This is a genomic window from Micromonospora zhanjiangensis (genome assembly GCF_042650605.1).
GTDB lineage: Bacteria > Actinomycetota > Actinomycetes > Mycobacteriales > Micromonosporaceae > Micromonospora_J > Micromonospora_J zhanjiangensis.
Genome location: NZ_JBHSBN010000001.1, coordinates 437,307 through 461,382, shown reverse-complemented (window position 1 = coordinate 461,382; position 24,076 = coordinate 437,307). Strand labels below are relative to the sequence as shown.

Sequence of the window (24,076 nt, the reverse complement as noted above, 5' to 3'; positions counted from 1 at the left end):
CGACAACGCCGGCCCGCAACCGCTCCCCGGGACCGGACGTGTCTCACTCGCAAGCCCGGTACGACGGACCGTCCGCCGTACCCACACGGGGAGGAAACACCATGACGATGTCCGTACGGACGAAGGCGTTCGCGGGCGTGGCCGGCGCGGCGCTGGCCCTGCTCGGCACCGCGGCGCCGGCGCAGGCGGCGCCCACGAAGAACGACACCTCCGTCTCGGTCGGCCGGCTGGTGCTGGATCCGTCCGACCGGGGTTACCACGGCACCCTGCCGGTGACCGTCCGCTACCGCGGTACGCAGGTCGGCTACCTGCAGGTCACCGTCCTCGAGCCGACCCCCGGCTCGTTCGACGGCGTGCTGCCGCAGCAGCCGTGCTTCTTCGGCAGCACCTCGCCGAACCGGACGCTGGTCTGCGAGATCCCGGGCGGCGGCCTGCAGCCGGGCGAGAACCGTACCTTCGATCTCGCCTTCACCGTGCTGACCACCGCCCGCAGCTACCCGATGGTGGCGACCGGCGGGAGGGTCGCGGTGAACGCCGGCGACGGCAACCCGGCCAACGACACCGCGAAGTTCGACGCGCTGTTCCGGTCCACCAGCGGCTCGCTGCGCAACCCGCGGCCGTACGTCCGGAACCTGGTCACCGACGCGACGGTGACTGCCGGCTCGGCCACCCTGGTCCGGCAGCCGGACGGCAGCTACCTCGGTAGCGTGCCGGTGACCATCCGCTACCGGAACGACGCGCCGCAGTCGGACGTGGAACTGGAGACCAACCTGCCGGCCGGCGTGGAGCTGCGGGGCATCGAGCCGCAGGACGTCTGCGTGGGTGGCTGGTGCGCCGTTCCCGGCGGCGGGTTCATGCCCGGCGAGGAGCGGACCGTCACGCTGAAGCTGTACGCCGAGCCCGGCACGGTCGCCGGACCGCTCGGCACCGGCACCACCACCCTGCACGTCCGGTACGACAACCAGGACCTGCCGGACGTCGACCCGAGCGACAACAGCGCGCCGTTCACCGTCACCGCGGTGGACGCCGGCTGACCCGGCACGACCCGCGGCACGGCGTCCGGTCCCGGCTCCACGGGACCGGGCGCCGTCGCGCTGCACCGGGCGCCGTCGCTTTACCGCCGGACCCGCGGCGCCCCGGGACCGGCCGGCCAGCGGTACGCCGTCCGACCGGGAGGGCGGTCGGTGAGATTCACGTTCATGCGCTCTCATGGGTCGCCGGATCGACCCGTGCGACTTCCGTCGGTAACCGTTCCTGAGCAAACTGTGATCAGTGGCCCCGCACCTCCGGCATTGGCCGAGGGGCCACCGGGGCCGACGCGCACGGCAGGACCGCCCGGGGCGCGGTGGCTCGTCCCGTCACCGCCCGAGGAGACGCCGTGTTCCGCAGGACACTCGAACCGATCCGGTACCGCCCCGACCACCGCCGGGACTGTCACCGACTCTGGCGCTACTGCACCTGCGGCCGGCGGTGGCCGTGCGTCGACCGGCACGACCCGGGGCCGCTGGTGCCGCCGTACCCACAGTCGCCGCCGAACCGGCCGGTGCCGGAGGTGGACTGGCCACCGGAACCCCGGTAACCAGATCAGTCCTGGTCCGGGTACCAGGCGGCGGCGCGGACGTCGACCCCGTCACCGCGCAGCGGCGTGCCCTCGGTCATCAGGCGCGCCCGGGCCTCCCGCTCGTGCCCGGGCGGCAGCCGGCCCGCCGAGTTGACCACCCGGTGCCAGGGCACCCCGCCGCCGTACCGGGCCATGATCGAACCGACCAGCCGGGCCGACGCCCGCCCGGACCGCTCGGCCAGCTGGTCGGCCACCGCGCCGTACGACATCACCCGGCCGGGCGGGATCCGCTCGACCAGGGCGAGCACCTCTTCCACGTACTCCTCGGGGGTCACAGCCAGCCAGGATAGGCCGCCGGTCGGGAGCCCGCGGCCCACCAGGATGTGAGAACCCGGGCGGGTCGGACGGACCGGGACGCGCAGAATGGGCGGGTGCGCGAAGAAGTCACCGCCGCCCGGCGGATCGTCGTCAAGGTCGGCTCGTCCTCGCTGACCGCCCCGGGCGGAGACCTCGACGGGGCGCGGGTGGACGCGCTGGTGGACGCGCTCGCCGGACGCACCGCCGCCGGACGCGAGGTGGTGCTGGTCTCCTCGGGAGCCATCGCCGCCGGCCTGGCCCCGCTCGGCCTGACCAGCCGGCCGCGGGACCTCGCCACCCAGCAGGCCGCCGCCAGCGTCGGCCAGGGACTGCTGATCGGCCGGTACGCGGCGGGTTTCGGCCGGCACGGCCGCACCGTCGGGCAGGTGTTGCTCACCGCCGACGACGTGACCCGCCGGGCGCACTACCGCAACGCCTACCGCACCCTGCGCAAGCTGCTCGACCTGGGTGCCGTACCGATCGTCAACGAGAACGACACGGTGGCCACCGACGAGATCCGGTTCGGCGACAACGACCGGCTCGCCGCGCTGGTCGCCGCCCTGGTCCACGCCGACCTGCTGGTCCTGCTGTCGGACGTGGACGGGCTCTACACCGGCGACCCGGCCCGGCCGGAGAGCACCCGGGTCGCCGAGGTGCACGACGCCACCGACCTGGCCGGCGTCACCGTCGGTCCGGCGGCCCGCACCGGCGTGGGCACCGGCGGGATGGTCACCAAGGTCGAGGCGGCCCGGATCGCCACCGGTTTCGGCATCCCGGTGGTGCTGACCGCCGCGCCGCTGGCCGCCGCCGCGCTGGCCGGCGAACCGGTCGGCACCTTCTTCCACCGGGTCCGGCGACGCCCGGCGGCCCGGCTGTTCTGGCTGGCGCACGCCACCTCGCCCCGGGGCCGGTTGCACCTCGACCCGGGCGCCGTGCAGGCCGTGGTGGGCCGGCGCAAGTCGCTGCTGCCGGCCGGCATCACCGCCGTGGACGGCGCCTTCAATGCCGGCGACCCGGTGGACCTGGTGGACGAGCGCGGCGCGCCGGTGGCCCGGGGCCTGGTCAACTACGACGCGGTGGAACTGCCCGGCCTGCTCGGCCGGTCCACCGGTGAACTCGCCGCGACCCTCGGTCCGGCGTACGAGCGGGAGGTCGTGCACCGCGACGACCTGGTGCTGCTGGCCGGCGCGCCGACGCCGGCCAGCGGGTGAGTCGACCGGCCGACGGCGCGCCGGTGAGCCGACCGGCCGGCGCCACCGGGCGGCCCGGCCGGACCGTCACTCCTCGGCCTGCGGGCCGAGCAGCCGGATCTCCTCGATGTCCAGGGCGGCCTGCAGTTCCCGCAGGACCACGTCGTCGATCTCGTTGGCGTCGCGCAGCCGGGTGATCTCGCGGCGCTTGCGGGCCAACACCGCGAGGCGCAGCCGCCGATCGGACTCCCGCGCCTCGACCTCGGCCGCACCCCCGGGGTCGCGCACCATGGCCAGGTGCTCCTCGTAGTCCCGCCGGAGCTGGTCGACGGTCTCCCTGGCGGCACCGGTCCCGGCGGCCACCGCCGGCAGGTCGGCCAGCACCGCCTCCACCGCCCTGGTCCGAGCCTGCCGCACCTCCTCGGCCCGGCCGCGGTCCGCGCGCAGCCCGGCCCAGTTGACGACCAACGGCAGGGTGGTGCCCTGGACCAGCATGGTCGACAGGATCACCACCGCGGTGGTGAAGATGATCAAGTCCCGATCGGCCACCGGCCTGCCGTCGGCCATGGTGGTCGGCACCGCCAGCGCCGCGGCCAGCGACACCGCGCCGCGGAAGGTCACCCAGCCGGCCGCCGTGCGGACCCGCCAGCCGGGCCGGGACGAGGTCTGGTCCAGCGCCCCGATCGGGTACGCCGACACGAGCACCCAGAACAGCCGGGTCGCCACCACCACCGCCGTCACGGTGAACGCCAGCACCAGCGTCCGCTCGAAGGAGCCGCCCAGGACGACCCGCACCACGCGCGGGATCTGAAGTCCCAGCAGAACGAAGAGCCCGCCGTTGACCATGAAGGTGAGCAACTCCCAGAAGCCGAGGGTCAGCACCCGGGACTGGGCGCCGGTCACCCGCGGCGAGGCGTACGACAGCACCAGGCCGGCCACCACCACGGCCAGCACCCCGCTGGCGTGCACCACCTCGGCCAGCAGGAACGCCGAGAACGGGGTCAGGAAGCTGAGCACGCCCTCCCGGAGCGGATCCTCCAGGCGCCGCCGGATCAGCACCACGACCCCGGCCACGACCAGGCCGGCGGCCACCCCGCCGAGGAACGAGCCGGCGAACCGGCCGAGGTACCCGAGCGGGCCCGGGCTCGCCCCGCCGGCGATCAGGCCCACCGACACGGCGAACAGGGTCAACGCCGTACCGTCGTTGATCAAACTCTCCGCCCGCAGGACGGTGAGGAACCGGCGCGGCAGCCGCTTCGCCAGGCCGGCCACGGCCGCGGCGTCGGTGGGCGCCAGCACCGCGCCCAGCACCTGCGCCGCCGCCGGCGGGACGCCGAAGGCGTGGGCGGTGAGCGCCACCGTGATCATCGTCAGGATCACCAGGGCCACCGCCAACCCGCCGATGATGGGCAGATTGGCGCGGACCTCCCGCAGGCTGACGTACAGCGCCTCCCGGTAGAGGATGGCCGGCAGGAACAGCAGCAGCACCACGTTCGGTTCGAGCACCACGTGCGACAGGGTCGGCGTCAGGGCCAGCAGCGCGCCCATGGTGATGAGCAGGACCGGCGGCGCGACCCGGTACCGTCCGCCGATCGTGGTACCCACCAGCACGGTCGTCGCCAGCACGACCACCAGCACGAGCCCCTGCACCGCCCACCTCCGGTCCCAGGATGGGCCATCGGGCGGGCCGACAAGCGCGGTTGGCCCGCATCGGCAGTGATGTTCTCAGCGGCAGGCGCGGATGGCGGCCAGGGTGGTGTGCACGTCGAACGCGTCGCCGTCGTCGCTGCTCCAGCCACCGTCGCTGCGTTGCGTCCCGGCCAGCCGGCGGCGGGCCGCGACGATCAACGCGTCATCGGCCGGGGTGTCCACCCGGCGCAGCGCCGAGGCCATCCAGGCTACGTCGGCGGGGGACATCTCCGGCAGCCGCTCGGCCAGCACCGCCCGGATCCGCGCCGCCTCGTAGTACAACTGCTGACGCTGCAGCACCGCGGCGCTGAGCCAGCCTGCGGGCAGGAAGGACGGCCAGGTGCCGTCCGACTTGAGCCGTCCGGCGACGGCCTGCGCCGCGCCGTGCACCACCCCGGCGTAGACGCCGCCCACCCGGTGGTCCAGCGGCCCGGCGGACCGGGCGTCCAGCCCGGCCACGGTCAGCCAGAACCCGGCGTACGCGGTCAGGTAGAAGCCCGCCTCCGGGTCACCCGGCTTCGCCCACGGCGGAGCCTGGTTCGCCAGCGAGGCGTCCTCCTCCCAGCCGCCGTCCGGCAACTGCCGGCTGGCCAGCCAGTCCAACGCGCTCCGGGCCGCCGGCCGGCCCAGGGCGCCGAGGTCGTCCAGCTCGGCCAGCCGGAAGCAGGTCGCGTCGACCGACGCCACGTCGCCGCCCCAGAACGCCGGCCAGCCGCCGCCGGGCGCCGATCCGACCTCGGCCTCGTCGACGATCGCCGGCGCGGGTGGCGTACCGGTCCGGAGGAAGGACATCCGGGCCCGGTCCACGGCGTCGCCGTGCGCCACCACGAAACCGATCGCTGCGTCCAGGTCAATCACGGCCGAAAGGCTACTCACCAGGTAGAAATCACGCCTCGGTAGGTCGGCCGGATCGGCACTGGCCGATCCGGCCGGCCCCGCGGGGCGCTCAGTAGGCCGGCAGCGACGGATCGACCTGTTTGATCCAGGAGAGCACCCCGCCCTGTACGTGCACCGCGTCCCGGAAACCGGCCGACTTGAGCGCGGCGAGCGCCTCGGCCGAACGCACCCCGGACTTGCAGTGCAGCACGATCTGCCGGTCCTGCGGGAGCGTGGCCAGCGCCTGACCGGAGAGGATGTCGCCCTTGGGGATCAGGGTCGACCCGGGGATCCGGACGATCTCGTACTCGGCCGGCTCCCGCACGTCCACCAGGAAGATGTCCTTGCCGGCGTCCTGCCACTCCTTCAGCTCCCGGGCGGTGATGGTGGCGCCCAGGGTCGCCTCCTGCGCCTCCGTCGAGACCGCGCCGCAGAAGTCCTCGTAGTCCTCCAGCAGATCGGTCACCGTCGGGTTCTCCCCGCACAGCACGCAGGCCGGGTCCTTCCGGACCTTGATCTTCCGGTACGTCATCTCCAGCGCGTCGTAGACCATCAGCCCGCCGACCAGCGGCTCGCCGATGCCGGCGAGCAGCTTGATCGCCTCGTTGACCTGGATCGAGCCGATCGACGCGCAGAGCACCCCGAGGACCCCGCCCTCGGCGCAGGACGGCACCATGCCGGGCGGCGGCGGCTCCGGGTAGAGGCACCGGTAGCAGGGGCCGTGCTCGGCCCAGAACACCGACGCCTGCCCGTCGAACCGGTAGATCGACCCCCAGACGTACGGCTTGCCGAGCAGGACCGCCGCGTCGTTGACCATGTACCGGGTGGCGAAGTTGTCGGTGCCGTCGATGATCAGGTCGTAGCCGGAGAAGATCTCTCGGACGTTCTCCCGGTCCAGCACGGTGTTGTGGATGACCACCTCGACCAGCGGGTTGATCTCGCGGACGGTGGCGGCGGCCGACTCGGCCTTGGGCCTGCCGATGTCCGACTGGCCGTGGATGACCTGCCGTTGCAGGTTCGACTCGTCGACGGTGTCGAAGTCGATGATGCCGAGCGTGCCGACCCCCGCCGCGGCCAGGTACAACAGTGCGGGCGAGCCGAGACCGCCCGCGCCGACACAGAGCACCCGGGCGTTCTTCAGCCGCTTCTGACCCTCGACCCCGACGTCCGGGATGATCAGGTGGCGGCTGTAGCGGCGGATCTCGTCAATGGTCAGCTCGGCTGCGGGCTCGACGAGCGGGGGCAGCGACACGGTGGACTCCCCGGGATCGGCAACAGTGGGTCGCGCAATTGTCGCTCGCTGATCCGGCCGACGGCCATGAGGTGGAACACCCGCCCGGCATCCGGGACCGGGAATAATCCACCGGGCCGGTCAGGGCACCTCTTCCCCGCCGTACCGGCGACCGGCCAGGTACGGCCAGGCGTTGGCCACGCAGCCCCGCAGCCCGTACGTCTGCTGTTGCATCACCGGCGCCGGGCGGCCCGGACCCGGACACGCCTCGTGTCCGTACCCGAGTTGGTGGCCGACCTCGTGGTTGACGGCGTACGCCCGGTACACCGCCAGCGGCGCGCCGTAGCCCGGCACGGCCGTCAGCCAGCGCTGCAGATTGATGATCACCTGACCGGGCAGCCGGCAGGAGGTGAACTTCTCGGTCTCCAGCCCGCCGGCCGCGCACATCCGCTCGGAGGTGGCCGGCGTGGCCAGGTAGATGGTGAACTCGGCCCGGACCGTCGGCGGCACCCGCTGGAACCGGAGCGCACCGGAGGCCACCCAGCTGCGCGGGTCACCCAGCACGGTGTCCACGGCCGCCGCGAACGGCACCGGTTCCTGCCCCACGTTCTGCTCGACCGCGACGTGGAAGCGGTGCCTCGGGCCGGACCGGCCGAGGACCGGACCGGCCGCGGTGGCGTACCGGAAGGTGCCGGGACCGGTGAGCGGGGTCGGCTCGGGCGGGACCGGCTCGTTCGACGCCGGCGGGGCCGGGGTGACCGGCACCGCCGGCACCTGGTCCGGGTCGTCGTCGGCCCGGTGTCGGCCCGGCACGGTCCCGGTCGCGCCGTCGGTGGGTCCGGCACCGGTGCCACCGAACGGGACCGACCCGCCCGCCGGCTGCCGCAGGCCCACCAGCGGCAGGATCCGTCCGGCCTGCCACCAGCCGGCCAGCGCCACCGCGACCAGCAGGACCGTCACCGCCGCCACCGCGACCCGCCGCCGGCGGCGCCGCCGCCGGGCCCGGCTCACCCGGCTCGCCGGGGCAGCCACCGCGGGCTCCGACGCGGCCGGCGCGGCTCCCGGGGTGACCGGCACGGGCTCCGGGGCAGCCAGCACGTTCTCCGGGGCGGCCCGCACGGGCTCCGGGGCGACCGGCGCGGGCCACGGGGTGACCGGCGCGGCTCCCGGGGTGACCGGCGCGGGCTCCGGGACGTTCGGGACGTTCTCCGGAACGGCCGGCGCGCTCCGCGCCGGCCCGGCGGGCGGGGTCGGGCCGGGTTCGGGAGCGGGAGCGGGGCTGCTGCGCATGGCAGCACCAGCCTGGCAGGCCGCCCGGCCCGACCTCCGGCCGTTACCCGCCGCGTCGCGGCAACGTAACAGTTGTTACGGCAGCCTCAGGACCCCGCGATCGGCGGGCCGGCCAGTCGCTTCCCGTTGACGTACGGCCACGAGTTGGGCCGGCACCCGTTCAGGTAGAGCGTCTGCTGCTGCATCACCGGCGCCGGACTCCCCTTGCCCGGGCAGGACTCGTGCCCGCGGCCCAACTGGTGCCCCACCTCGTGGTTGACCACGTACAGCCGGTACGCGTCCAGGGTCATCCCGGCCGCGATCAGGTCATCGGTGGACAACCGCCACCGGTCCAGGTTGATGATCACCTTGCCCGGCGCCCGGCAGGACGTGTACGGCTTGCCCCGCACCCGGATGTCCACCCCGCCGGTCATGCACAACTGCCAGGCGGTCTGGGCCGTGGCCAGATAGATCGTGAAGTCGGCGGTGGCGTCCCGGGCGACCCGTTGCATCCGGAGCTGCCCGCTGGCGATCCAGCTGCGCGGGTCGCCCAGCGTCTGGTCCACCGCCGCCGCGAACTGGTCGACGTTCTCGCCGGAGCCGCGCTCCACCGCCACCCGGTAGCGGTGCAGGGTCCCGGCCCGGCCGAGCAGCTGGCCGGTGCCGGCCGGGTAGTCGAAGGCGCCCGAGCCGGCCGACGGCACCGGTCCGGGCATCCGGAACAGGGGTGCCCGGCTCGGGACGCCGGTCGCGGCCGGGCCGGCGGAGGCGCTCCCGGTCGGCACCGGGCTCGACGGCGACGGCGGCGTACGGACCGCGCCGTCGGCCGTCGACCGCAGGGCCGGCAGCCGGAACGCCGCCGTGACCAGGCCCACCCCACCGGCCATCACCAGCAACAGCACCGCCAGCGCCCGGGGCCAGGGCGAACGACGCCGACGACGACCGCGCCGCCGCTCCGGCTGCCCGGAAGAGGCAGCGGAGGGCGGTGGTACCGGATGGACGGGAGTGCGGGATGAGGTGGGCATCGCCCCCTACCGTGCCACGTCACGCCCCGACCCGGGGCACCGCCGTCCCGGTCTGCTGCTCGTCCAGGAGCGCGACGGCCGCCCGGGCCACCGTCCGTGGCACCTCCATCTGCGCCACGTGACCGACGTCCTCCAACATCAACAGGCGGCTGTCCGGGATGGTCCGGGCCACCTGCGGCGCCACCCGGACGTCCACCAGCCGGTCCCGCAGCCCGCCGACCACCAGCGTCGGGGCCGCCACCATACGGGCCATCCGCCACAGCGAGCCGGATCCGGGCAGGTACGCGCGCAGGAAGCTGGTCACCAGCCCGCGCAGCGTCCGGACGTACGCGTGCGCGTAGTGCGCGGCCTCGTAGCGGACCCGGATCTCCTCGATCGCCTCCCGCCGGCGCTGCTCGACGATCCGGGTGGTGTCCGCCACACACGCCTCCATGATCTGCCGGGCCATCTCCTCCGGGGCGGCCTGGGTGAGGAATCGGGCGGCCAGCCGCTCGGCGCGCGGCAGCGCCAGCAGCGGCACCACCCGGCCCTGCAGGGACCGCCGCGGGTCCAGGAACGGCATCGCGGGCGAGATCAACGTCAGGGTGCGGACCAGGTCCGGCCGCAGGCCGGCGACGCGTACCGCGATCGCCCCGCCGAGCGAGTTGCCGAACAGGTGCACCGGGCCGCGGTCGCTCCACTCGATGTAGCGGATCATCCGCTCGGCGAACGCCGGGATGGAGTAGCTGCGCCCCGGCTCGCTGCGGCCGAAGCCGGGCAGGTCGATCGCCTGCCCGTCGAGCCGGTGGGCGAGCAGCCCGGCCAGGTCGGTCCAGTTCTGCGCCGACCCGCCGAGGCCGTGCACGTACAGCGCCGGCTCGGCGTCGGGCCGGGTGGCCGGGGTGTCCCGGACGTACGACATCAGCCCGTCGAGCAGCACCTCGCGGCCCGGCCACGGCGGCGGGACCACACCCGTCGGGAACAGCCCGTCCGGGCCGAGGGTCGCACGTTTCATGTTCTCCAGTGTGCCCGGCGCCCGAGCGGGAGGCGGCGCGCTCAGGCGAGCAGCGCCTCCAACCGACGGTTGACCGCCGCCAGCGTGGCGCGGACCACAGCCTGCCGCGGGTCGCCGGAGACCAGCGCCGACCCGGCCAACTGCTCGACCCACCCGTCGCAGACCAGCAGGACGACCACGGTGGCGACCTCACAGTTGCCGAACGGCACCACCGCGGCGTGCTCGACGAAGCAGCGGCCCTGCTCGGACGGCCGGTCGGCCGACTGGAGCAGGGCGTCGACGGCGATCGCGGCCGACGCCGCGCACAGCCGCAGCACGTACCCGTCGACCGCCGGACCGGTGGACACCCCGGTGGTCCGCCGGTCCCCGGCGCCGAGCTGCACCTCGACGGTCGCGTCGAGCCCGATGGTGCTCACCTGGACGTGGTCGATGACCACCCGCGGGCCCGGCGGCCCGCCCGGGTTGAGCGGCCGGGACGGCGCCGACTCGGTGTTGCTGAGCTGCTGCCCGCCCGAGTAGGTGGAGGCGGTGACCGGTCCACCGGTCTCCGACCCGGCCAGCCCCGGTGCGGTCCTGGTCAGTCGGGCGAGACCGGACGGCCCGTCGGCCCCGGTCCCGGACCCCGACCCGGCGCCCTGGTCGTCGGTCCGCTCCGCCACGGCGGCCCGGCCCTGGTGTGCCGTGGCCTGCCGGCGCCGGCCCGGTACGTCCCCCGGGGCGGCCGGCTCGGCGGACCGGCGGCCCTCGGACCGGGCGTCCGGCTGGGCCTGCCGCGGGATGTGCGGTACGGCGGCGGCCTCGGCCGCCGGGGTTGTGGTCGACGCCGCTTCGGACAGGTTCTGCGGTGCCGCGGCAAGCCCCATCTGCTCCTGCAGCACCCGGGCCACCACCCGGCTCACCTCGGCCGGGTCGGCTCCGTCGGCCAGGTCGAGGCGCAGGCTGTGCGCCCCGGCCGGCGTGGTCCGCAGGGCCGCGTCGCGTACCCCGGCGACGCCGCGCACGGCCGTCAGGATGGCGTTGACGTCGAAGCCCTCCCGGTCCTGGGTCGCGGCGTCCTCCCGGCGTAGGTGGGTGGCGATCCGGGCAAGCTCGGGCGTCTCGGCCGGCGGGTCGACGGCGGGCGGCTCGGGCACCGTCGGCACGTCGGGTTCGGCCGGCACCCGCTGCGGCAGCGCCTCGGGCACCGGATCCGCCCAGCGCGCCGACGAGCGGCTGCTCTCCGGACGGGCGTACCGGTCGTCCGGGTCGGTGCGGTATCCGCCCGAACCGTACTGCGGCTGCCGGGAGTAGCGGTCGTCGGCCTGGTAGGCCGGGTCGTCCCGGTCGTCCCGGTAGGCGGACTGCTCGACCTCCGGCCGGTAGACCGGCGGCTCGCCCACCGGGGCGAGCCGCGGCCGGTCCACGGGCCGGGGATAGCCCGGTCGACCGCCACGGTCGGCGGCCGGCTCGGCACCGCCGGACCGGCCGGGTTCCACCGGGTAGCCGTCGCTCTCGGATCCGGTCGACGCCGGCTGGTACGGCTCGGGCTGCGAGTACCGCGCCTCCGCGCCGGCGGGCGTGAAACCGGGCGGCGCCGTCACCGGTCGCGGCCCGGACCCCGGCCGGCCGGCCGGCGACCCGGGTTGCGGTTCACCACCGGGTACGGGCGGGTAGCCCGCCCCGGACGTCGGCTCCACCCGGGGACGCGCCGGACCACCGGGCGACGGCGGCGAATAACCACCGTACGGTGCGGGGTCGGCCGTGGCCGGACCACCCGCGGCCACCGGCCCACCCGGCTCCGGCTGCCCCGCCGCGCCGGGCCGCCCGGCCATCCAGTCCTCCCGGCCCGGTTGGCTCCACGGGTCGGCGGCGCCGGCGGACCAGCTCGAAGCCCAACCGTTCGGCCATTCCTGGTCGTCCACGACCGTTGGTTCGTCGTCCGGTTCGGCGGCCCGCCGGCCGCGGGAGCGCGGTTCGCGGGCCTCCGGGCCGCTCCCGGCCATCCCGCTCCCGGCCGGAGCTTCCGCCGCCGGCGCGCTCACCTGGTCGGGGGCCGGGCCGTAACGCGGTTCGGTCGGGTAACCCGCCGGCGTGGGGTAGCCCCCCGAGTCGTGCGACGCCGTCGGTACGGCCGAGACCGGGCGGTAACCGCCGGGCGTCGGCCACTGCGGTGCCGGCGACCCGGGCCGGTCCGGTCCGACCTCGTCGTAGGCGTGCCGGGCCGGCTCGGTGGGGTCGCCCGGGAGCGGCCCGCCCGCCCGCTGCCCGGCGCCCGGCCGGTTGGCCGGCGACTCCGGTCGACCGCCGGCCGCCCCGGCCGGGTCGTCCTCTGCTGGGTAACGCGACGGATCCATCGGATCACGCAGGGCAACCATGGGTGACGTAGCGCGCCGGTCGGTCCGGCCGTACCCGTTGGTCGGCCGCTCCGACCCGGAGCCGGCGGCGCGGCCGGCCGCGCCCGACGGACCGACCGGGAACGGCGGTGCGAGATCCGGATACCGCGGTCCCGGATCGGCCCAGCCGGTCGACCCGGACGACTCGCCCGGCGTACGCCAACCGTGTTGCTCACGCGGGTCGCCCGAGCCGCTCACCGGTTCGACGGACGACCAGCTCGGGTCGGCGGGCGCCCAGCCGTTGGCCGGCCCGCCGCGATCCTCCCGCGAACCCGTTCCGTTGCTGTTCTCCCCCGGTGCGGCGGCCCCGGGTTGCCCTGATTCTTCCACCGTGCGCTCCTTGGTCGCCTGCGCTGAGGCTACCGCGTGGCGACAGTGGCGATAAGTTACAGCTGCCGGCTAATTCGGCGATCGCGTCCGCGGCCGGTGGGTATCCAACGAAGTGTGCCCGTCGGTGGGACAGTACAAGGTAGGGCGTCCACTGTCGCGAGTCGGCGGGGGTGGTGACGATCCACCGCGGTAGGACGCTGTCATTCGGTCCACCGCGGCAAGCTGAAATTCGGAGGTGCCCAGATGACTGCGGGCAGCGGCGCACAGACGGCCGGACGACCCACCCGGCTGCCCCGTTCGGCTCGGCGCAAGCAACTGCTAACCGCCGCGCAGGAGGTGTTCGTCGCGCAGGGTTACCACTCAGCCGCGATGGACGACATCGCCGAACGGGCGGGAGTGTCGAAACCGGTTCTCTACCAGCACTTCCCCGGCAAGCTCGAACTGTATCTGGCCTTGCTGGACACCCACTGTGACGCCATCGTCGCCAATGTCCGCCGGGCCATGGAGGGCACCAACGACAACCGGGAGCGGGTGGACGGCGCGGTCCGGGCGTACTTCGATTTCGTCGACCACGAGAGCGAGGCGTTCCGACTGGTCTTCGAGTCGGACCTGCGCAACGATCCGGCGGTGCGGGAGCGGGTCGAGCGGGTGGAGAAGGGCTGCATCGCCGCGATCACCGACACGATCATGGCGGACACCGGGGTGAGTCAGGCCCGGGCCGAACTGCTCGCCTCGGGTCTGGTCGGCGCCGCCGAGACGGCGGCCCAGTTCTGGCTGGCCGGTGGTCGGCAGGTGCCCAAGGCGGAGGCCGAGGCCCTGGTCGCCAGCCTCAACTGGCGCGGCATCGCCAGCTTTCCGCTGCACGGTGAGTCGGCCTGACCGTCACCCCCGGCGCCGATCGGATAGCCTTCTGATCGGCGTGTTTTCGCCCTGAACGAGGAGGCTGTGAGTGGAGGTCAAGATCGGCGTGCAGTACGCGCCGCGCGAGCTGGTGCTGGAGAGCGCGCAGACCCCGGCCGAGATCGAGCGGATCGTCGCCGACGCGCTCGGCGGCGAGGGCACGCTGTCGCTGACCGACGAGAAGGGCCGCCGGGTCATCGTCCCGGTCAGCAAGGTCGCCTACGTCGAGATCGCCGAGGCGTCGCCCCGTTCCGTCGGGTTCGTGGCGCGCTGAACCGCCGGCCGGCGGTCGGGTGACCGACCGCCGGTTCAGTGAACCTTTTCAACCTGGACCGCGCGCCGCCCGCACCTCGGCCGACGGTCCGCACGGGGAGGTTGAAAAGGTTCAGTTGTTCAACCCGACCTCGGCCATCCGCGCGGTGTGCGCGGTCGTCAGCCGCTCGAACAGCTCCGGCACCCCGGCCCGGTCGCCCGGGCCGCCCATGATCAGGCCGGCCAGCGCGGGCCGTTCCGCGGCGAGCCGACCGGCCTGGGAGATCCCCTCGCCGACCAGCCGGCGGGCCCACATCGACAACCGGTTGGCCACCTTCGGATCGGCCGCGATGGCGTCCCGGATCTCCCGCCGGGCGAACTCGTCGTAGTGCGAGTCGTGCAGCACCTCCAGCACCAACCGGCGGTCCGGCTCGGCCAGGTGGTCGGCGACCGTCCGGAAGAAGTCGTCGGCGACCGCGTCACCCAGGTACGCCTTGGTCAGCGCCTCCAGCCAGTCCTTCGGCTCGGTGGAGTCGTGGTAGCCCTGCAGCGCCTCGACGTAGGGCGCCATGGCGACCTCGGGGGGCGTACCCAGCTCGGTCAGCCGGTCGGCGAGCCGGCGGTAGCAGTCGATCTCCCGGGCCGCCATCTCGCTCAGCACGGCCCGACGCGGCAGGTCGGGCGCGAGCCGGGCATCGGCGGCCATCCGGTCGAAGGCCAGCAGCTCGCCGTACGCGACCAGGCCGAGCAGGTCGACCACGGCCGGATCGACGGGGGAATCCGGAAGGGCGGGCACGCCCGGGAGGCTACCGCTCATCGTGGCGGAAATCACCCGCGGATCTTTCCCGCCCGCGACCGTCCCGGAGTAACGGATGTCACTCCCGAACACCCCGGGTGGCGGTCGGATCACGCCACTGTCGGCGACAACGGCCCGGCTCAGGTAGCATGAATCAGTTGCCGCGGGCATCGAGATCGTCGAAATCCCTGCCTGCGGTGCGCGTGCGGCCCGGTCCGACCCTGGCGATCCGCCTCGGACCGTGTGGCCCGCGCCCATACCGATACCGCGCCCTTCGCCACCTGACGGGGCGCACCACGAGAGGGCACCCCCACAACCAGATGAGCGACAACATCGAGACAATCACCGGCGGCACGGAGCTCGCCGCCACCAAGCCGGTCCGGCCCGAGGCACCGACCTTCGCCGAGCTGGGCGCGCGTCAGGAAACCGTCGACGCGCTGGCCGAGGGCGGCATCCTCCGCGCCTTCGCCATCCAGGAGTACGCCATCCCGATCGCGCTGCGCGGCGGTGACCTGATCGGCCAGGCGCCGACCGGCACCGGAAAGACGCTCGGCTTCGGCATCCCGCTGCTGGAGCGGGTCCTCACTCCCGCCGAGGGCAGCGACGGCGTGCCGCAGGCCCTGGTCGTCGTACCGACCCGGGAGCTGGGTCTGCAGGTCGCCAAGGACCTGGCCGCCGCCGGCCGGACCCGCGGCGTACGCGTCCTGCCGATCTACGGCGGGGTGGCCTACGAGCCGCAGATCGAGGCGCTGCGCCGCGGCGTCGAGATCCTGGTCGGCACGCCGGGCCGGCTGATGGACCTGGCCAAGCAGAAGCACCTGCGGCTGGACCGGATCCGCGCGCTGGTCCTCGACGAGGCCGACCGGATGCTCGACCTGGGCTTCCTGGACGACGTCGAGAAGATCCTGGCGATGCTGCCGGAGGACCGGCAGACCATGCTGTTCTCGGCGACCATGCCCGATCCGATCGTCACCCTGTCCCGGCGCTTCCTGCGCCAGCCGATGACGATCCACGCCGGGCACACCGCCGAGACCGGCCCGTCCCCGCAGACCGTGCAGCTGGTCTACCGGACCCACTCGCTGAACAAGGTCGAGATCGTGGCCCGGATCCTGCAGGCCGAGGGCCGGGGCCTGACGATGATCTTCACTCGGACCAAGCGGGCCGCCGACCGGGTCGCCGAGGACCTCGACTTCCGCGGCTTCGCCGTGGCCGCGGTGCACGGTGACCTCGGCCAGGGGGCCCGGGAACGGGCGCTGCGGGCGTTCCGCACCGGCAAGATCGATATTCTGGTCGCCACCGACGTGGCGGCCCGGGGCCTGGACGTCACCGGCGTCACCCACGTCATCAACTACGACTGCCCGGAGGACCAGGACACCTACACGCACCGGATCGGTCGTACCGGCCGGGCCGGCGCCACCGGTGTCGCGGTGACCTTCGTCGACTGGGACGACGTACCCCGCTGGCGCATCATCGACAAGACGCTCGGGCTGGACATGCCGGAGCCGCCGGAGACGTACCACACCTCGGCGCACCTCTACACCGACCTGTCGATCCCGACCGACATCTCCGGCACCCTGCCGACCGCCGAGCGCACCCGCGCCGGCCTGTCCGCCGAGGTCGAGGAGGACCTGGGCGGCGGTCGGCCGCGCGGTCAGCGGCGTACCGGTGGTGCCGGTGGCGGCCGGGGCGAGCACGGTCGGGGCGAGCGCGGTCGGGGCGAGCGTGACCGTGACCGCGGTCGGCGCCGGTCCGACTCCGCGCCCGACGCGGCCGTTCCCGAGCAGGCCGGCGACGACGAGGCGGGCCGCAGCCCGCGTCGCCGGCGACGTCGCCGGGCCGGCGAGGTCGTCTCCGGCGACGCCGGCACGGCGGAGGCCACCGCAACCGCCACCACCGGCGGCGGCGAGACCTCGACCCTGGTCGAGGCCCGCGGCGAGTCGACCGGCACCGACGAGGCCGGCCGCGGCCGGCCGTCCCGGCGGCGGCGCCGTCGCGGTGGGCGCGGTTCGCGCGGCGAGTCCGCCGCGTCGACCGGCTCGACCGACGCCGACCCGACCACCGCCTGACCGCGATCTCCCGCACCACCGCCCCTCCGTCGGCGCCGACCGCGCCGCCGGAGGGGCTTTCCGCGCCGACCGGGGCCCGTCGGGCGCCCGCGGCGACGCAGACAGGATGATGAACCGATGCCCCAACCGCTGGACACCGCCCTGGCCGAGGTCCGCTCGCTGCTGCTGGGCCCGGGTCTGACCCGCGCCGTCGCCGCCGGGCGCCGCCGTGGGCAGGCCCCCTCGGTGGTACGCGCCGAGTTGCGCCCGGTCACCCTCAAGTCCGGTGTCCGGCTGCAGATCGCCACCTTCGACGGAGCCCGACCGCACACCCGCAACGTGCCGTCCGGGCCGGAGGCCGACGCCGCCGTCGACGCGCTGCTGGCCGAGCCGTTCGGCAACTGGCACGTGGAGACCGCCACGGCCACCGTCCAGCTCCGGGTGACCAAGAAGGGCGACGCGCAACTGCACCGGGCCACGACCGAGCCGCGCCCGACCGTCGCGGCGGGCCACGACCGGACCAGGGAGCACCTGCTCGACCCGGGTGATCCGCTGTTCGCCGTAATCGGCGGCACCGCCGCCAAGCGCCGCCAGGTCGACGCGTTCCTGCGGGCGTTGGCGGCCACCCTGCCCGACCAACTGCCCGACCGGCTGCGGGTGGTCGACCTCGGCTGCGGCAACGCGTACCTCACCTTCGCGGCCTACCGTTACCTGTCCGGCCGGGGTCTGGACGTCGAGATCGTCGGCGTGGACGTCCGGGACGACCAGCGGCGGCGCAACACCGAACTCGCCGAGCGGCTGGGCTGCGCCGACCGGGTCGGTTTCGTGGCCGGTACGAACCTGGACGCGCCGGTGCGGCCCCCCGTCGACCTGGTACTGGCCCTGCACGCCTGCGACACCGCCACCGACGAGGCGCTCGCCCGGGCGGTGCGGTGGAACGCGCGCTGGGTGCTCGCCGCCCCGTGCTGCCACCACGACCTGGCGGCACAGTTGCGGGACCGGCCCGCCCCGGAGCCGTACGAGCTGCTCACCCGGCAGGGCATCCTGCGCGAGCGGTTCGCCGACGTGCTCACCGACTCGCTGCGGGCGGCGCTGCTGCGGTTGCGCGGCTACCGGGTCGACGTGGTGGAGTTCGTCGACTCCGCGCACACGCCACGCAACCTGTTGCTGCGGGCCCGGCTGACCGGTGCCGAGCCGACCGCGCGGCAGCACGAGGAGTACCGCGAACTGGTCCGGCAGTGGCAGGTCACCCCGCGCCTGGCGACCCTGCTGGCCGAGAGCTGAGCCGACGGCGGTCCGCCGCCGCTCAGTTCCGTCGCTCGCCGCCGTTGTCCGATCCCCGGCGACCGCCGCCCGCCGAGTCGTAGGCCATCGTCGGGAACGGCACGACGTTCGCCGGGCTGTCGGAGTTGCCGGCCGCCGCGAACGCGTTCCAGGAGATGTCCAAACGATCACGCTCGGTACGTCCGCATCCTCGTTTGCGCCCGCCCCTGGGGGCACTACCCTCAAGGAAGCTGGATCCCGCCCGAGGGGCCAGGGCAGAGAGGGACCGGTCGGGTATGGGCGCCGCACAGGAGTCGCCGCAGCAGGCCTTCGCCCGGTTCGTCCGGCGGGCGATCGACGACGCGCGGGACGAACGCGGCTGGACGGTCAGCGACCTGGCCGCGCACACCGGCGTCGGCCGGTCCACCGTGTTCCGCTGGCTGGCCGGCGACTGGCAGGACTACCCCGAGTTGGCCAAGGTGCGTGGCTTCTGCGCCGCGCTGGACGTACCGGTGGCCGCCGCGTTCCGGGCCCTCGGCGTACCCGACGGAGCGCCCGTCGCCGGGCGGCAGCGCGGTCCGGACACCGCCGACGCGGACATCCGGGCCATCCAGCGCCGGTTGGCCGACCCACGCGTGTCGGCCGACGAGAAGAAGACGATCCGCGACCTGCTCCGCTATTTGGCCCGCCCCGCCGACCGCCGGGCCGCCGGCTGAGCGCCCCGCCGGGCGCTCCCCGGCGGCGACCTCGGGCGTTACGGCACGACCAGGGTGAACGCGGCGGTCCGGACCACCCCGCCGAGCCGGAAGTCGAAGAACAGCCGGTACCGCCCGGGGCTCGGCGCGGCGAGCCAGAACTTCACCGCGCCGCCGGCCGGTTGCGGCTCCGGGTGCACGTGCAGATAGCCGAGATCACCCTCGCGCAGCGCCACCAGGTGCCCGTACGCGCCGAGGTACGGCTCCAGGGCGGTGACCGGGGTCCCGTCGGCGAAGACCCGGAACAGCAGCGGCTGGATCGCGCCGACCTGCGGGGTGCCCTGGTACGTGACCGGGTAGCCGTCGACGGTGGCCTCGCGGGCCGCCGCCGGCAGCGGCCGCGGTCGGTAGTCGCCGGCGACGACCAGGTCCACCCCGAGGGTGGCCGCCGTCTGCCGGCCCGCGTCGTCCACCGCGGTGAAGTCCGCGTACGCCCGCCAGACCCCCGGCTCGGGCAGCCGCAGCGGAACCTGCCAGGTGCCGTCCGGTGCCATCGTCGGGTGCAGGTGCTGGTAGCCGGACAGGTCCCGACGGGCGACCACCAGGTGCATCGGCTTGTCGTGCACGACCGCGTACCCGGTGACCGGTCGCCGGTCGGCCCCCAGCACCCGGAACCGGAACTCCTGCCCCGCGCCGACGCCGGTCGGGGCGCTCACCGGCGCCAGGGTCAGCCCGGCGGCACTGAGCGACAGCCCGCCCACCTCGGCCCCGGCCTGCCCGGTTCCCGGGCCGCCGTCGCCGTCGCCGGTGCCGGTGCCGGAATGGTCGTGCGGCCCGATGCCGGGCGCGTGCGTATGGCTGGGAACACCGGGGTTACCCGGCGCGGCGGCACCGTTGGCACCGATCCGGCCCAGACCGAACCCGACCAGCAGCGCGAGCACCAGCCCGCCGACGGTCAGCCCGAGGCGCAGGGTGCTCCGGTCCACCGGTCCCGCCGATCCGCCGGCGCCTGCGGCCCGGGTCCCGTCCGGCACGGTCGGCATCTCTTCCTCGTGGTCCACTGTTCAAGATTCTCTCAAAACGGTGGGTGGCGGGTGGTGTTGCCGGTGACGGCGGGACAGCCAGTGGGTTCACCCGGCGACCGCGAGGGCCAGCGGCAGCACCCCCGTGGCTCCGGCCCGGCGCAGCAGCCGGGCCACCATCGTCATCGTCCACCCCGAGTCGACCAGGTCGTCCACCAGCAGCACCGGGCCGGTCAGCCCGGCCAGCGCGCCGGCCAGGTCGGCCGGCACGGTGAAGGCGTCGTGCAGGGCGCGTACCCGTTGGGCGCTGTTGCCCCGCGCGCCGCCACCGGCCGGCGCGGCCGGGTCCGGTGTTACCTCCCCCAGCAGCGGCAGCCGGCCGACGGTGGCGATCCGGTCGGCCAGGCCGCGCACCAACCGCGGCCGGCCGCGCGAGCCGACCGCGACCACCCCGACCGGCCGCGCCGGCCACGGATCATCACCGTGCGCCCACGCCTTGAGCACCTCGACCACCGCGCCCGCGACGTCGTCCGGCAGGTCCGCGTCCGGCGCGTCCGGGCCGACCAGACCGCGCAGCCGACCACCCCAGCCGAGGTCGGAGAGCCGGCCCACGGCCCGCCCCGGCAGCGCCTGCTCGTCCGGGCCGAGCTTGCCCTTCAGCGGTACGCCGACCGCGGCCAGCCCGGTCGGCCACATCTTCTTCGGCGGGATCTCCACCCCCGGCCGGCCCAGGTACGCCTGCGCGGCGGACAGCGCCGGTGCGGAGACGTCGGTACCGAACCTGGCTCCCGCGCACCGGTCGCAGCGTCCGCAGGGCGCCGCTCCCGGGTCGTCCAGGCACCGGCGGAGGAACTCCATCCGGCAGCCGGTGCCGTTGACGTACTCCCGCATCGCCCGCTGCTCGGCGGTGCGCGCCTCGGCGACGCGGCGCAACCGGGCCTCGTCGTAGACCCACGGCTCGCCGGTGGCCAGCCACCCGCCGCGCACCCGGCGGACCGCGCCGTCGACGTCGAGCACCTTGAGCATCAGTTCGAGCCGGGTACGCCGCAGGTCGACGATCGGTTCCAGGGCCTGGGTGGACATCGGGCGGTCCTGGCTCAACGCGCCGAGCACGCCGCGCACCTGCTCCTCGGGCGGGAACGCCAGCGAGGCGAAGTACCGCCAGATGGCCTGGTCCTCGGGGCCGGGCAGGAGCAGCACCTCGGCGTGCTCGACGGCCCGGCCGGCCCGGCCCACCTGCTGGTAGTAGGCGATCGGCGACGGTGGTGACCCGAGGTGCACGACGAACCCGAGATCCGGCTTGTCGAAACCCATCCCCAGGGCCGACGTCGCCACCAGGGCCTTGATCTTGTTGTCCAGCAGGTCCTGTTCCGCCGCGCGCCGGTCCGCGTCCTCGGCCTGGCCGGTGTACGAGGCCACCGACCAGCCCCGCGCGCGCAGGAACTCCGCCGTCTCGCCGGCGGCCGCCACGGTGAGGGTGTAGACGATCCCCGAGCCGGGCAGCTCGTCGAGGTGGTCGGCAAGCCAGCCGAGCCGGTGCGCCGCACTGGGCAGCTCGATCACGCCGAGCCGCAGCGACTCGCGGTCCAGCGGCCCGCGCAGCACCAGCGCGTCACTGAGCTGCTCGGCGACGTCGTCGGTCACCCGGGCGTTGGCGGTGGCGGTGGTGGCCAGCACCGGGGTCCGCTCCGGCAGCCCGGCCAGGAAGGTCCGCAGTCTGCGGTAGTCCGGCCGGAAGTCGTGGCCCCAGTCGGAGACGCAGTGCGCCTCGTCCACCACCAGCAGCCCGGTGGTGGCGGCGAGCCGGGGCAGGACGTTGTCCCGGAAGTCCGGGTTGTTGAGTCGCTCCGGGCTGATCAGCAGGACGTCGACCGTACCGGCGTGCACCTCGGCCGCGATCTCGTCCCATTCCTCCAGGTTGGCGGAGTTGATCGTCCGGGCGTGGATTCCGGCCCGGGCGGCCGCCTCCACCTGGTTGCGCATCAACGCCAGCAGCGGCGAGACGATCACCGTCGGCCCGGCCGCGCTCCCCCGGTCGGTCGCGGTGCCAGTGCCGGTGTCCGTGCCTGTGTCCGTGCCGGCGCCGGTCGCCGGGCCGGCGGCGCCGACGCCCGCGCGCAGCAGGGCGGTGGCGACGAAGTAGACGGCGGACTTGCCCCAGCCGGTGCGCTGGACGCAGAGCACCCGACGCTTCTCCACGACCAGCGCCTCGATCGCCCGCCACTGGTCCTCGCGCAGCCGGGCCCGCTCACCGGCGAGCCGGCGCAGCACCGCCTCGGCCCGCTCCCGTACCGCCGCCCGGTCGTTACCCATCCGGCCTTTCTACCAGCGCACCACGACATCGACCCGACCGCCCGGCGCGGCGACGGTCCGGCGTTGCGGCGGTGGTCAGCCCTCCACGATCCCGGTGACCGGTGCGGGCCACCCGGTCGGCTCGCCCGGCGGCGCCTGCCCGTCCGGAACCGGCTGCCCGACGGGCGGCGGCTGCGCGGCCGGCGGGCGGGGCAGGAAGATCAGGAACTCGCGGAGCGGCTCGGTGGAAACGGGTGGGAGCAGACAGTGCGCCGCGAGATCCTCCATCGACAGGAAACCGCCCCGCAGCCGCCGGACCACGGCGATCTGGCGACACTGGTCCGCCGGCAGGCCCGGCAACCGGTGGATCACCTCCTCCGGTACGGCGTTGATGTCGATCAGCCCGCCGTCGTCGTAGTCGCGAGGCAGGTCCGGGCGACCGATCCGCAGCTCGGTACGAGCGGTCGGGTAGTGGTACAGCAGGTATCTGGCCCGTTCCCGCAGCACCCGTCGGGCGGACCGCTCCGCGTCCTCGGAGTCGTCCCGTCGGCGGTGGCCCGGTCCCCGGAGCAGCCGGTTGAGCAGGAGGACGTGGACCGCACCGATCAGCCAGGCCACAACCACCTGAGCGGAGACCAGGGCGTCGTCGAGGCCGACCGGTTCCGCGTCCACCGGATCCGGCCCGACCGCGACGATCACCGCCATGGTCAGCGCGAAGTATCCGGCCGCCGCCGCACCCAGCCAGCGGCTGCGTCGACGGATGGCGTAGCCGAGCAGCACGGCCCAGGTCAGGTAGCCGAGGCTGGCCAGGACGAGCAGCACGGCGAGAAAGTTGACCAGCACCGACAGCCAACGCGGCCACCCGGCCCGCGCCGGTGCGGCACCGACCGCCGGGAGGGCCGGCCCCGGCCACGGCAACCCGGCCGGTACGACCGCCCCCGGAGTCGCCGGCCAAACCGGCTGCCCCGGCACGGTCGGCTGCCCCGGCACGGTCGGCTGTTCCGGCACGGTCGGCTGTTCCGGCACGGTCGGCTGCCCCGGCACCGGCCCCCTCGCCGTCGGCGGCGCCGTCGCCGCCAGCGCATCCGGTCCGGCCACCGGTGTCGGCGCGGCCAGCGCCGGGTCGGAGCGCAGGATCTGCTGGTGCAGGTCCTGCAGCTCCCGGCCGGGCTCCAGACCGTACTCGTCGGCGAGCAGGGTCCGGATCTCGCGAAACGCGCCGAGCGCGTCCGCCTGCCGCCCGGACCGGTACAGGGCCAGCATCAGCAGGCCGCGCAGTCGCTCCCGGACCGGGAACTCGGCGACCGGGCGGGCGAGTTCGGCGATCAGCTCGTGGTGCCGGCCGAGGGCGAGTTCGGTCTCGGCCAGCGACTCCACCGCCGTGGCCCGGGCCTCGGTCAGCCGCACCCGGGTCGCCTCGAAGAACGAGCCGGACAGTCCGGCCAGCGGCTCCGCCCGCCACATTTCCAGGACGGCCCGGAAACCGGCCACCGCCTCCGCCGGCCGACCGGCGGCAAAAGCCGCCCGGGCCCGCTGGACGCCTCGCTCGAACCGCTCGGCGTCGACGGCCTCCGGGTCGATCCGGAGCAGATATCCCGCGTCGGTGAGGGTCAGTAGCTGGCCGGGTGTTCGGGGAGAGCGGTCCGGCTCCAGCACCCGGCGCAGCCCGGCGACGTACTTCTGCACGACGTTCGGGCCGTTCGCCGGCGGGTCGTCCGGCCACACCGCGTCGATGATCTGACCCGTGCCGACCGGTCGACCGGGGTTCAGCAGCAGCACCGCGAGCACCGCCCGCTGCTTACCCGGCCCGAGATCCAGCTCGTACCCGTCCCGCCAGGCGCGCAGCGACCCGAGGATCTCGAACCGCATCCCGGCCATGCCCCCGCTCCGCCTTCCCGCCGGCGCGAATCCGGTCCG

20 protein-coding genes are annotated in these 24,076 nt (G+C 74.7%); 7 read left to right on the top strand and 13 right to left on the bottom strand.

Annotation, left to right across the window (positions count from 1 at the left end; genetic code table 11):
- Positions 1–101 precede the first annotated feature (101 nt).
- Entirely contained in the window at positions 102–1,034 is a 933-nt protein-coding gene (locus tag ACFOX0_RS02195; RefSeq protein ID WP_377541676.1) for a hypothetical protein, read from the top strand.
- 550 nt (positions 1,035–1,584) lie between these two features.
- Here ACFOX0_RS02195 and ACFOX0_RS02190 read toward each other — a convergent pair.
- Complete coding sequence (locus ACFOX0_RS02190) at positions 1,585–1,896, bottom strand: MGMT family protein (RefSeq protein WP_377541675.1); 312 nt, start codon at positions 1,894–1,896, stop codon at positions 1,585–1,587.
- 96 nt (positions 1,897–1,992) lie between these two features.
- Here ACFOX0_RS02190 and proB point away from each other — a divergent pair, with 96 nt between their 5' ends.
- Positions 1,993–3,129, top strand: a complete 1,137-nt coding sequence (proB, locus tag ACFOX0_RS02185; protein WP_377541674.1) for a glutamate 5-kinase — start codon at positions 1,993–1,995, stop codon at positions 3,127–3,129.
- A 66-nt stretch (positions 3,130–3,195) separates the two neighbouring features.
- On the opposite strand, the gene ACFOX0_RS02180 is transcribed toward proB, so the two are convergent.
- From ACFOX0_RS02180 to ACFOX0_RS02150, 7 genes are all read right to left on the bottom strand, one after another.
- Complete coding sequence (locus ACFOX0_RS02180) at positions 3,196–4,758, bottom strand: Na+/H+ antiporter (RefSeq protein ID WP_377541673.1); 1,563 nt, start codon at positions 4,756–4,758, stop codon at positions 3,196–3,198.
- Positions 4,759–4,833: 75 nt separating this feature from the next.
- On the bottom strand, positions 4,834–5,676 hold the full coding sequence (locus ACFOX0_RS02175) for a prenyltransferase/squalene oxidase repeat-containing protein (protein WP_377541884.1): 843 nt from the start codon (positions 5,674–5,676) through the stop codon (positions 4,834–4,836).
- Between the two features lie 67 nt (positions 5,677–5,743).
- Positions 5,744–6,964, bottom strand: coding sequence for an adenylyltransferase/sulfurtransferase MoeZ (gene moeZ / locus ACFOX0_RS02170; RefSeq protein ID WP_377541883.1), 1,221 nt, complete (start codon positions 6,962–6,964; stop codon positions 5,744–5,746).
- Between the two features lie 81 nt (positions 6,965–7,045).
- A complete protein-coding gene (locus tag ACFOX0_RS02165; RefSeq protein ID WP_377541672.1) occupies positions 7,046–8,194 on the bottom strand; it encodes a DUF3152 domain-containing protein in 1,149 nt (382 codons plus the stop codon).
- Positions 8,195–8,280: 86 nt separating this feature from the next.
- Positions 8,281–9,075: a DUF3152 domain-containing protein gene (locus ACFOX0_RS02160; protein WP_377541671.1), complete on the bottom strand. Its 795-nt coding sequence runs from the start codon at positions 9,073–9,075 to the stop codon at positions 8,281–8,283.
- A gap of 142 nt (positions 9,076–9,217) precedes the next feature.
- Positions 9,218–10,192: an alpha/beta fold hydrolase gene (locus ACFOX0_RS02155; protein WP_377541670.1), complete on the bottom strand. Its 975-nt coding sequence runs from the start codon at positions 10,190–10,192 to the stop codon at positions 9,218–9,220.
- A gap of 41 nt (positions 10,193–10,233) precedes the next feature.
- On the bottom strand, positions 10,234–12,894 hold the full coding sequence (locus ACFOX0_RS02150) for a hypothetical protein (RefSeq protein ID WP_377541669.1): 2,661 nt from the start codon (positions 12,892–12,894) through the stop codon (positions 10,234–10,236).
- Positions 12,895–13,137: 243 nt separating this feature from the next.
- Here ACFOX0_RS02150 and ACFOX0_RS02145 point away from each other — a divergent pair, with 243 nt between their 5' ends.
- Complete coding sequence (locus tag ACFOX0_RS02145) at positions 13,138–13,773, top strand: TetR/AcrR family transcriptional regulator (RefSeq protein ID WP_377541668.1); 636 nt, start codon at positions 13,138–13,140, stop codon at positions 13,771–13,773.
- A 70-nt stretch (positions 13,774–13,843) separates the two neighbouring features.
- Positions 13,844–14,068 (top strand): DUF3107 domain-containing protein, encoded by a 225-nt coding sequence (locus ACFOX0_RS02140; protein WP_377541667.1) that lies wholly within the window; start codon positions 13,844–13,846, stop codon positions 14,066–14,068.
- Positions 14,069–14,179: 111 nt separating this feature from the next.
- Here the strand turns inward: ACFOX0_RS02140 and ACFOX0_RS02135 are convergent, their stop codons facing one another.
- Complete coding sequence (locus tag ACFOX0_RS02135; RefSeq protein WP_377541666.1) at positions 14,180–14,842, bottom strand: ferritin-like fold-containing protein; 663 nt, start codon at positions 14,840–14,842, stop codon at positions 14,180–14,182.
- A gap of 320 nt (positions 14,843–15,162) precedes the next feature.
- On the opposite strand from ACFOX0_RS02135, the gene ACFOX0_RS02130 reads away from it, so the two are divergent.
- Together ACFOX0_RS02130 and ACFOX0_RS02125 are read left to right on the top strand one after the other, a co-directional pair.
- Positions 15,163–16,908 carry a DEAD/DEAH box helicase gene (locus ACFOX0_RS02130; protein ID WP_377541665.1) on the top strand — a complete coding sequence of 582 codons (1,746 nt, stop codon included), beginning with the start codon at positions 15,163–15,165 and terminating at the stop codon, positions 16,906–16,908.
- 117 nt (positions 16,909–17,025) lie between these two features.
- Positions 17,026–18,171: a class I SAM-dependent methyltransferase gene (locus ACFOX0_RS02125; protein ID WP_377541663.1), complete on the top strand. Its 1,146-nt coding sequence runs from the start codon at positions 17,026–17,028 to the stop codon at positions 18,169–18,171.
- A gap of 22 nt (positions 18,172–18,193) precedes the next feature.
- On the opposite strand, the gene ACFOX0_RS02120 is transcribed toward ACFOX0_RS02125, so the two are convergent.
- Entirely contained in the window at positions 18,194–18,334 is a 141-nt protein-coding gene (locus ACFOX0_RS02120; protein ID WP_377541661.1) for a hypothetical protein, read from the bottom strand.
- 112 nt (positions 18,335–18,446) lie between these two features.
- Here ACFOX0_RS02120 and ACFOX0_RS02115 point away from each other — a divergent pair, with 112 nt between their 5' ends.
- On the top strand, positions 18,447–18,866 hold the full coding sequence (locus ACFOX0_RS02115; RefSeq protein ID WP_377541660.1) for a helix-turn-helix domain-containing protein: 420 nt from the start codon (positions 18,447–18,449) through the stop codon (positions 18,864–18,866).
- Between the two features lie 38 nt (positions 18,867–18,904).
- On the opposite strand, the gene ACFOX0_RS02110 is transcribed toward ACFOX0_RS02115, so the two are convergent.
- The 3 genes from ACFOX0_RS02110 to ACFOX0_RS02100 all read right to left on the bottom strand — a co-directional run bounded on the left by ACFOX0_RS02110 (position 18,905) and on the right by ACFOX0_RS02100 (position 24,037).
- The gene (locus ACFOX0_RS02110; protein WP_377541659.1) at positions 18,905–19,906 is read right to left on the bottom strand and encodes a hypothetical protein; all 1,002 of its coding nucleotides are present in this window, start codon (positions 19,904–19,906) and stop codon (positions 18,905–18,907) included.
- 69 nt (positions 19,907–19,975) lie between these two features.
- Positions 19,976–22,180 (bottom strand): DEAD/DEAH box helicase, encoded by a 2,205-nt coding sequence (locus ACFOX0_RS02105; protein WP_377541658.1) that lies wholly within the window; start codon positions 22,178–22,180, stop codon positions 19,976–19,978.
- A gap of 75 nt (positions 22,181–22,255) precedes the next feature.
- Positions 22,256–24,037: a BTAD domain-containing putative transcriptional regulator gene (locus ACFOX0_RS02100; protein ID WP_377541656.1), complete on the bottom strand. Its 1,782-nt coding sequence runs from the start codon at positions 24,035–24,037 to the stop codon at positions 22,256–22,258.
- Between the last annotated feature and the right edge of the window lie 39 nt (positions 24,038–24,076).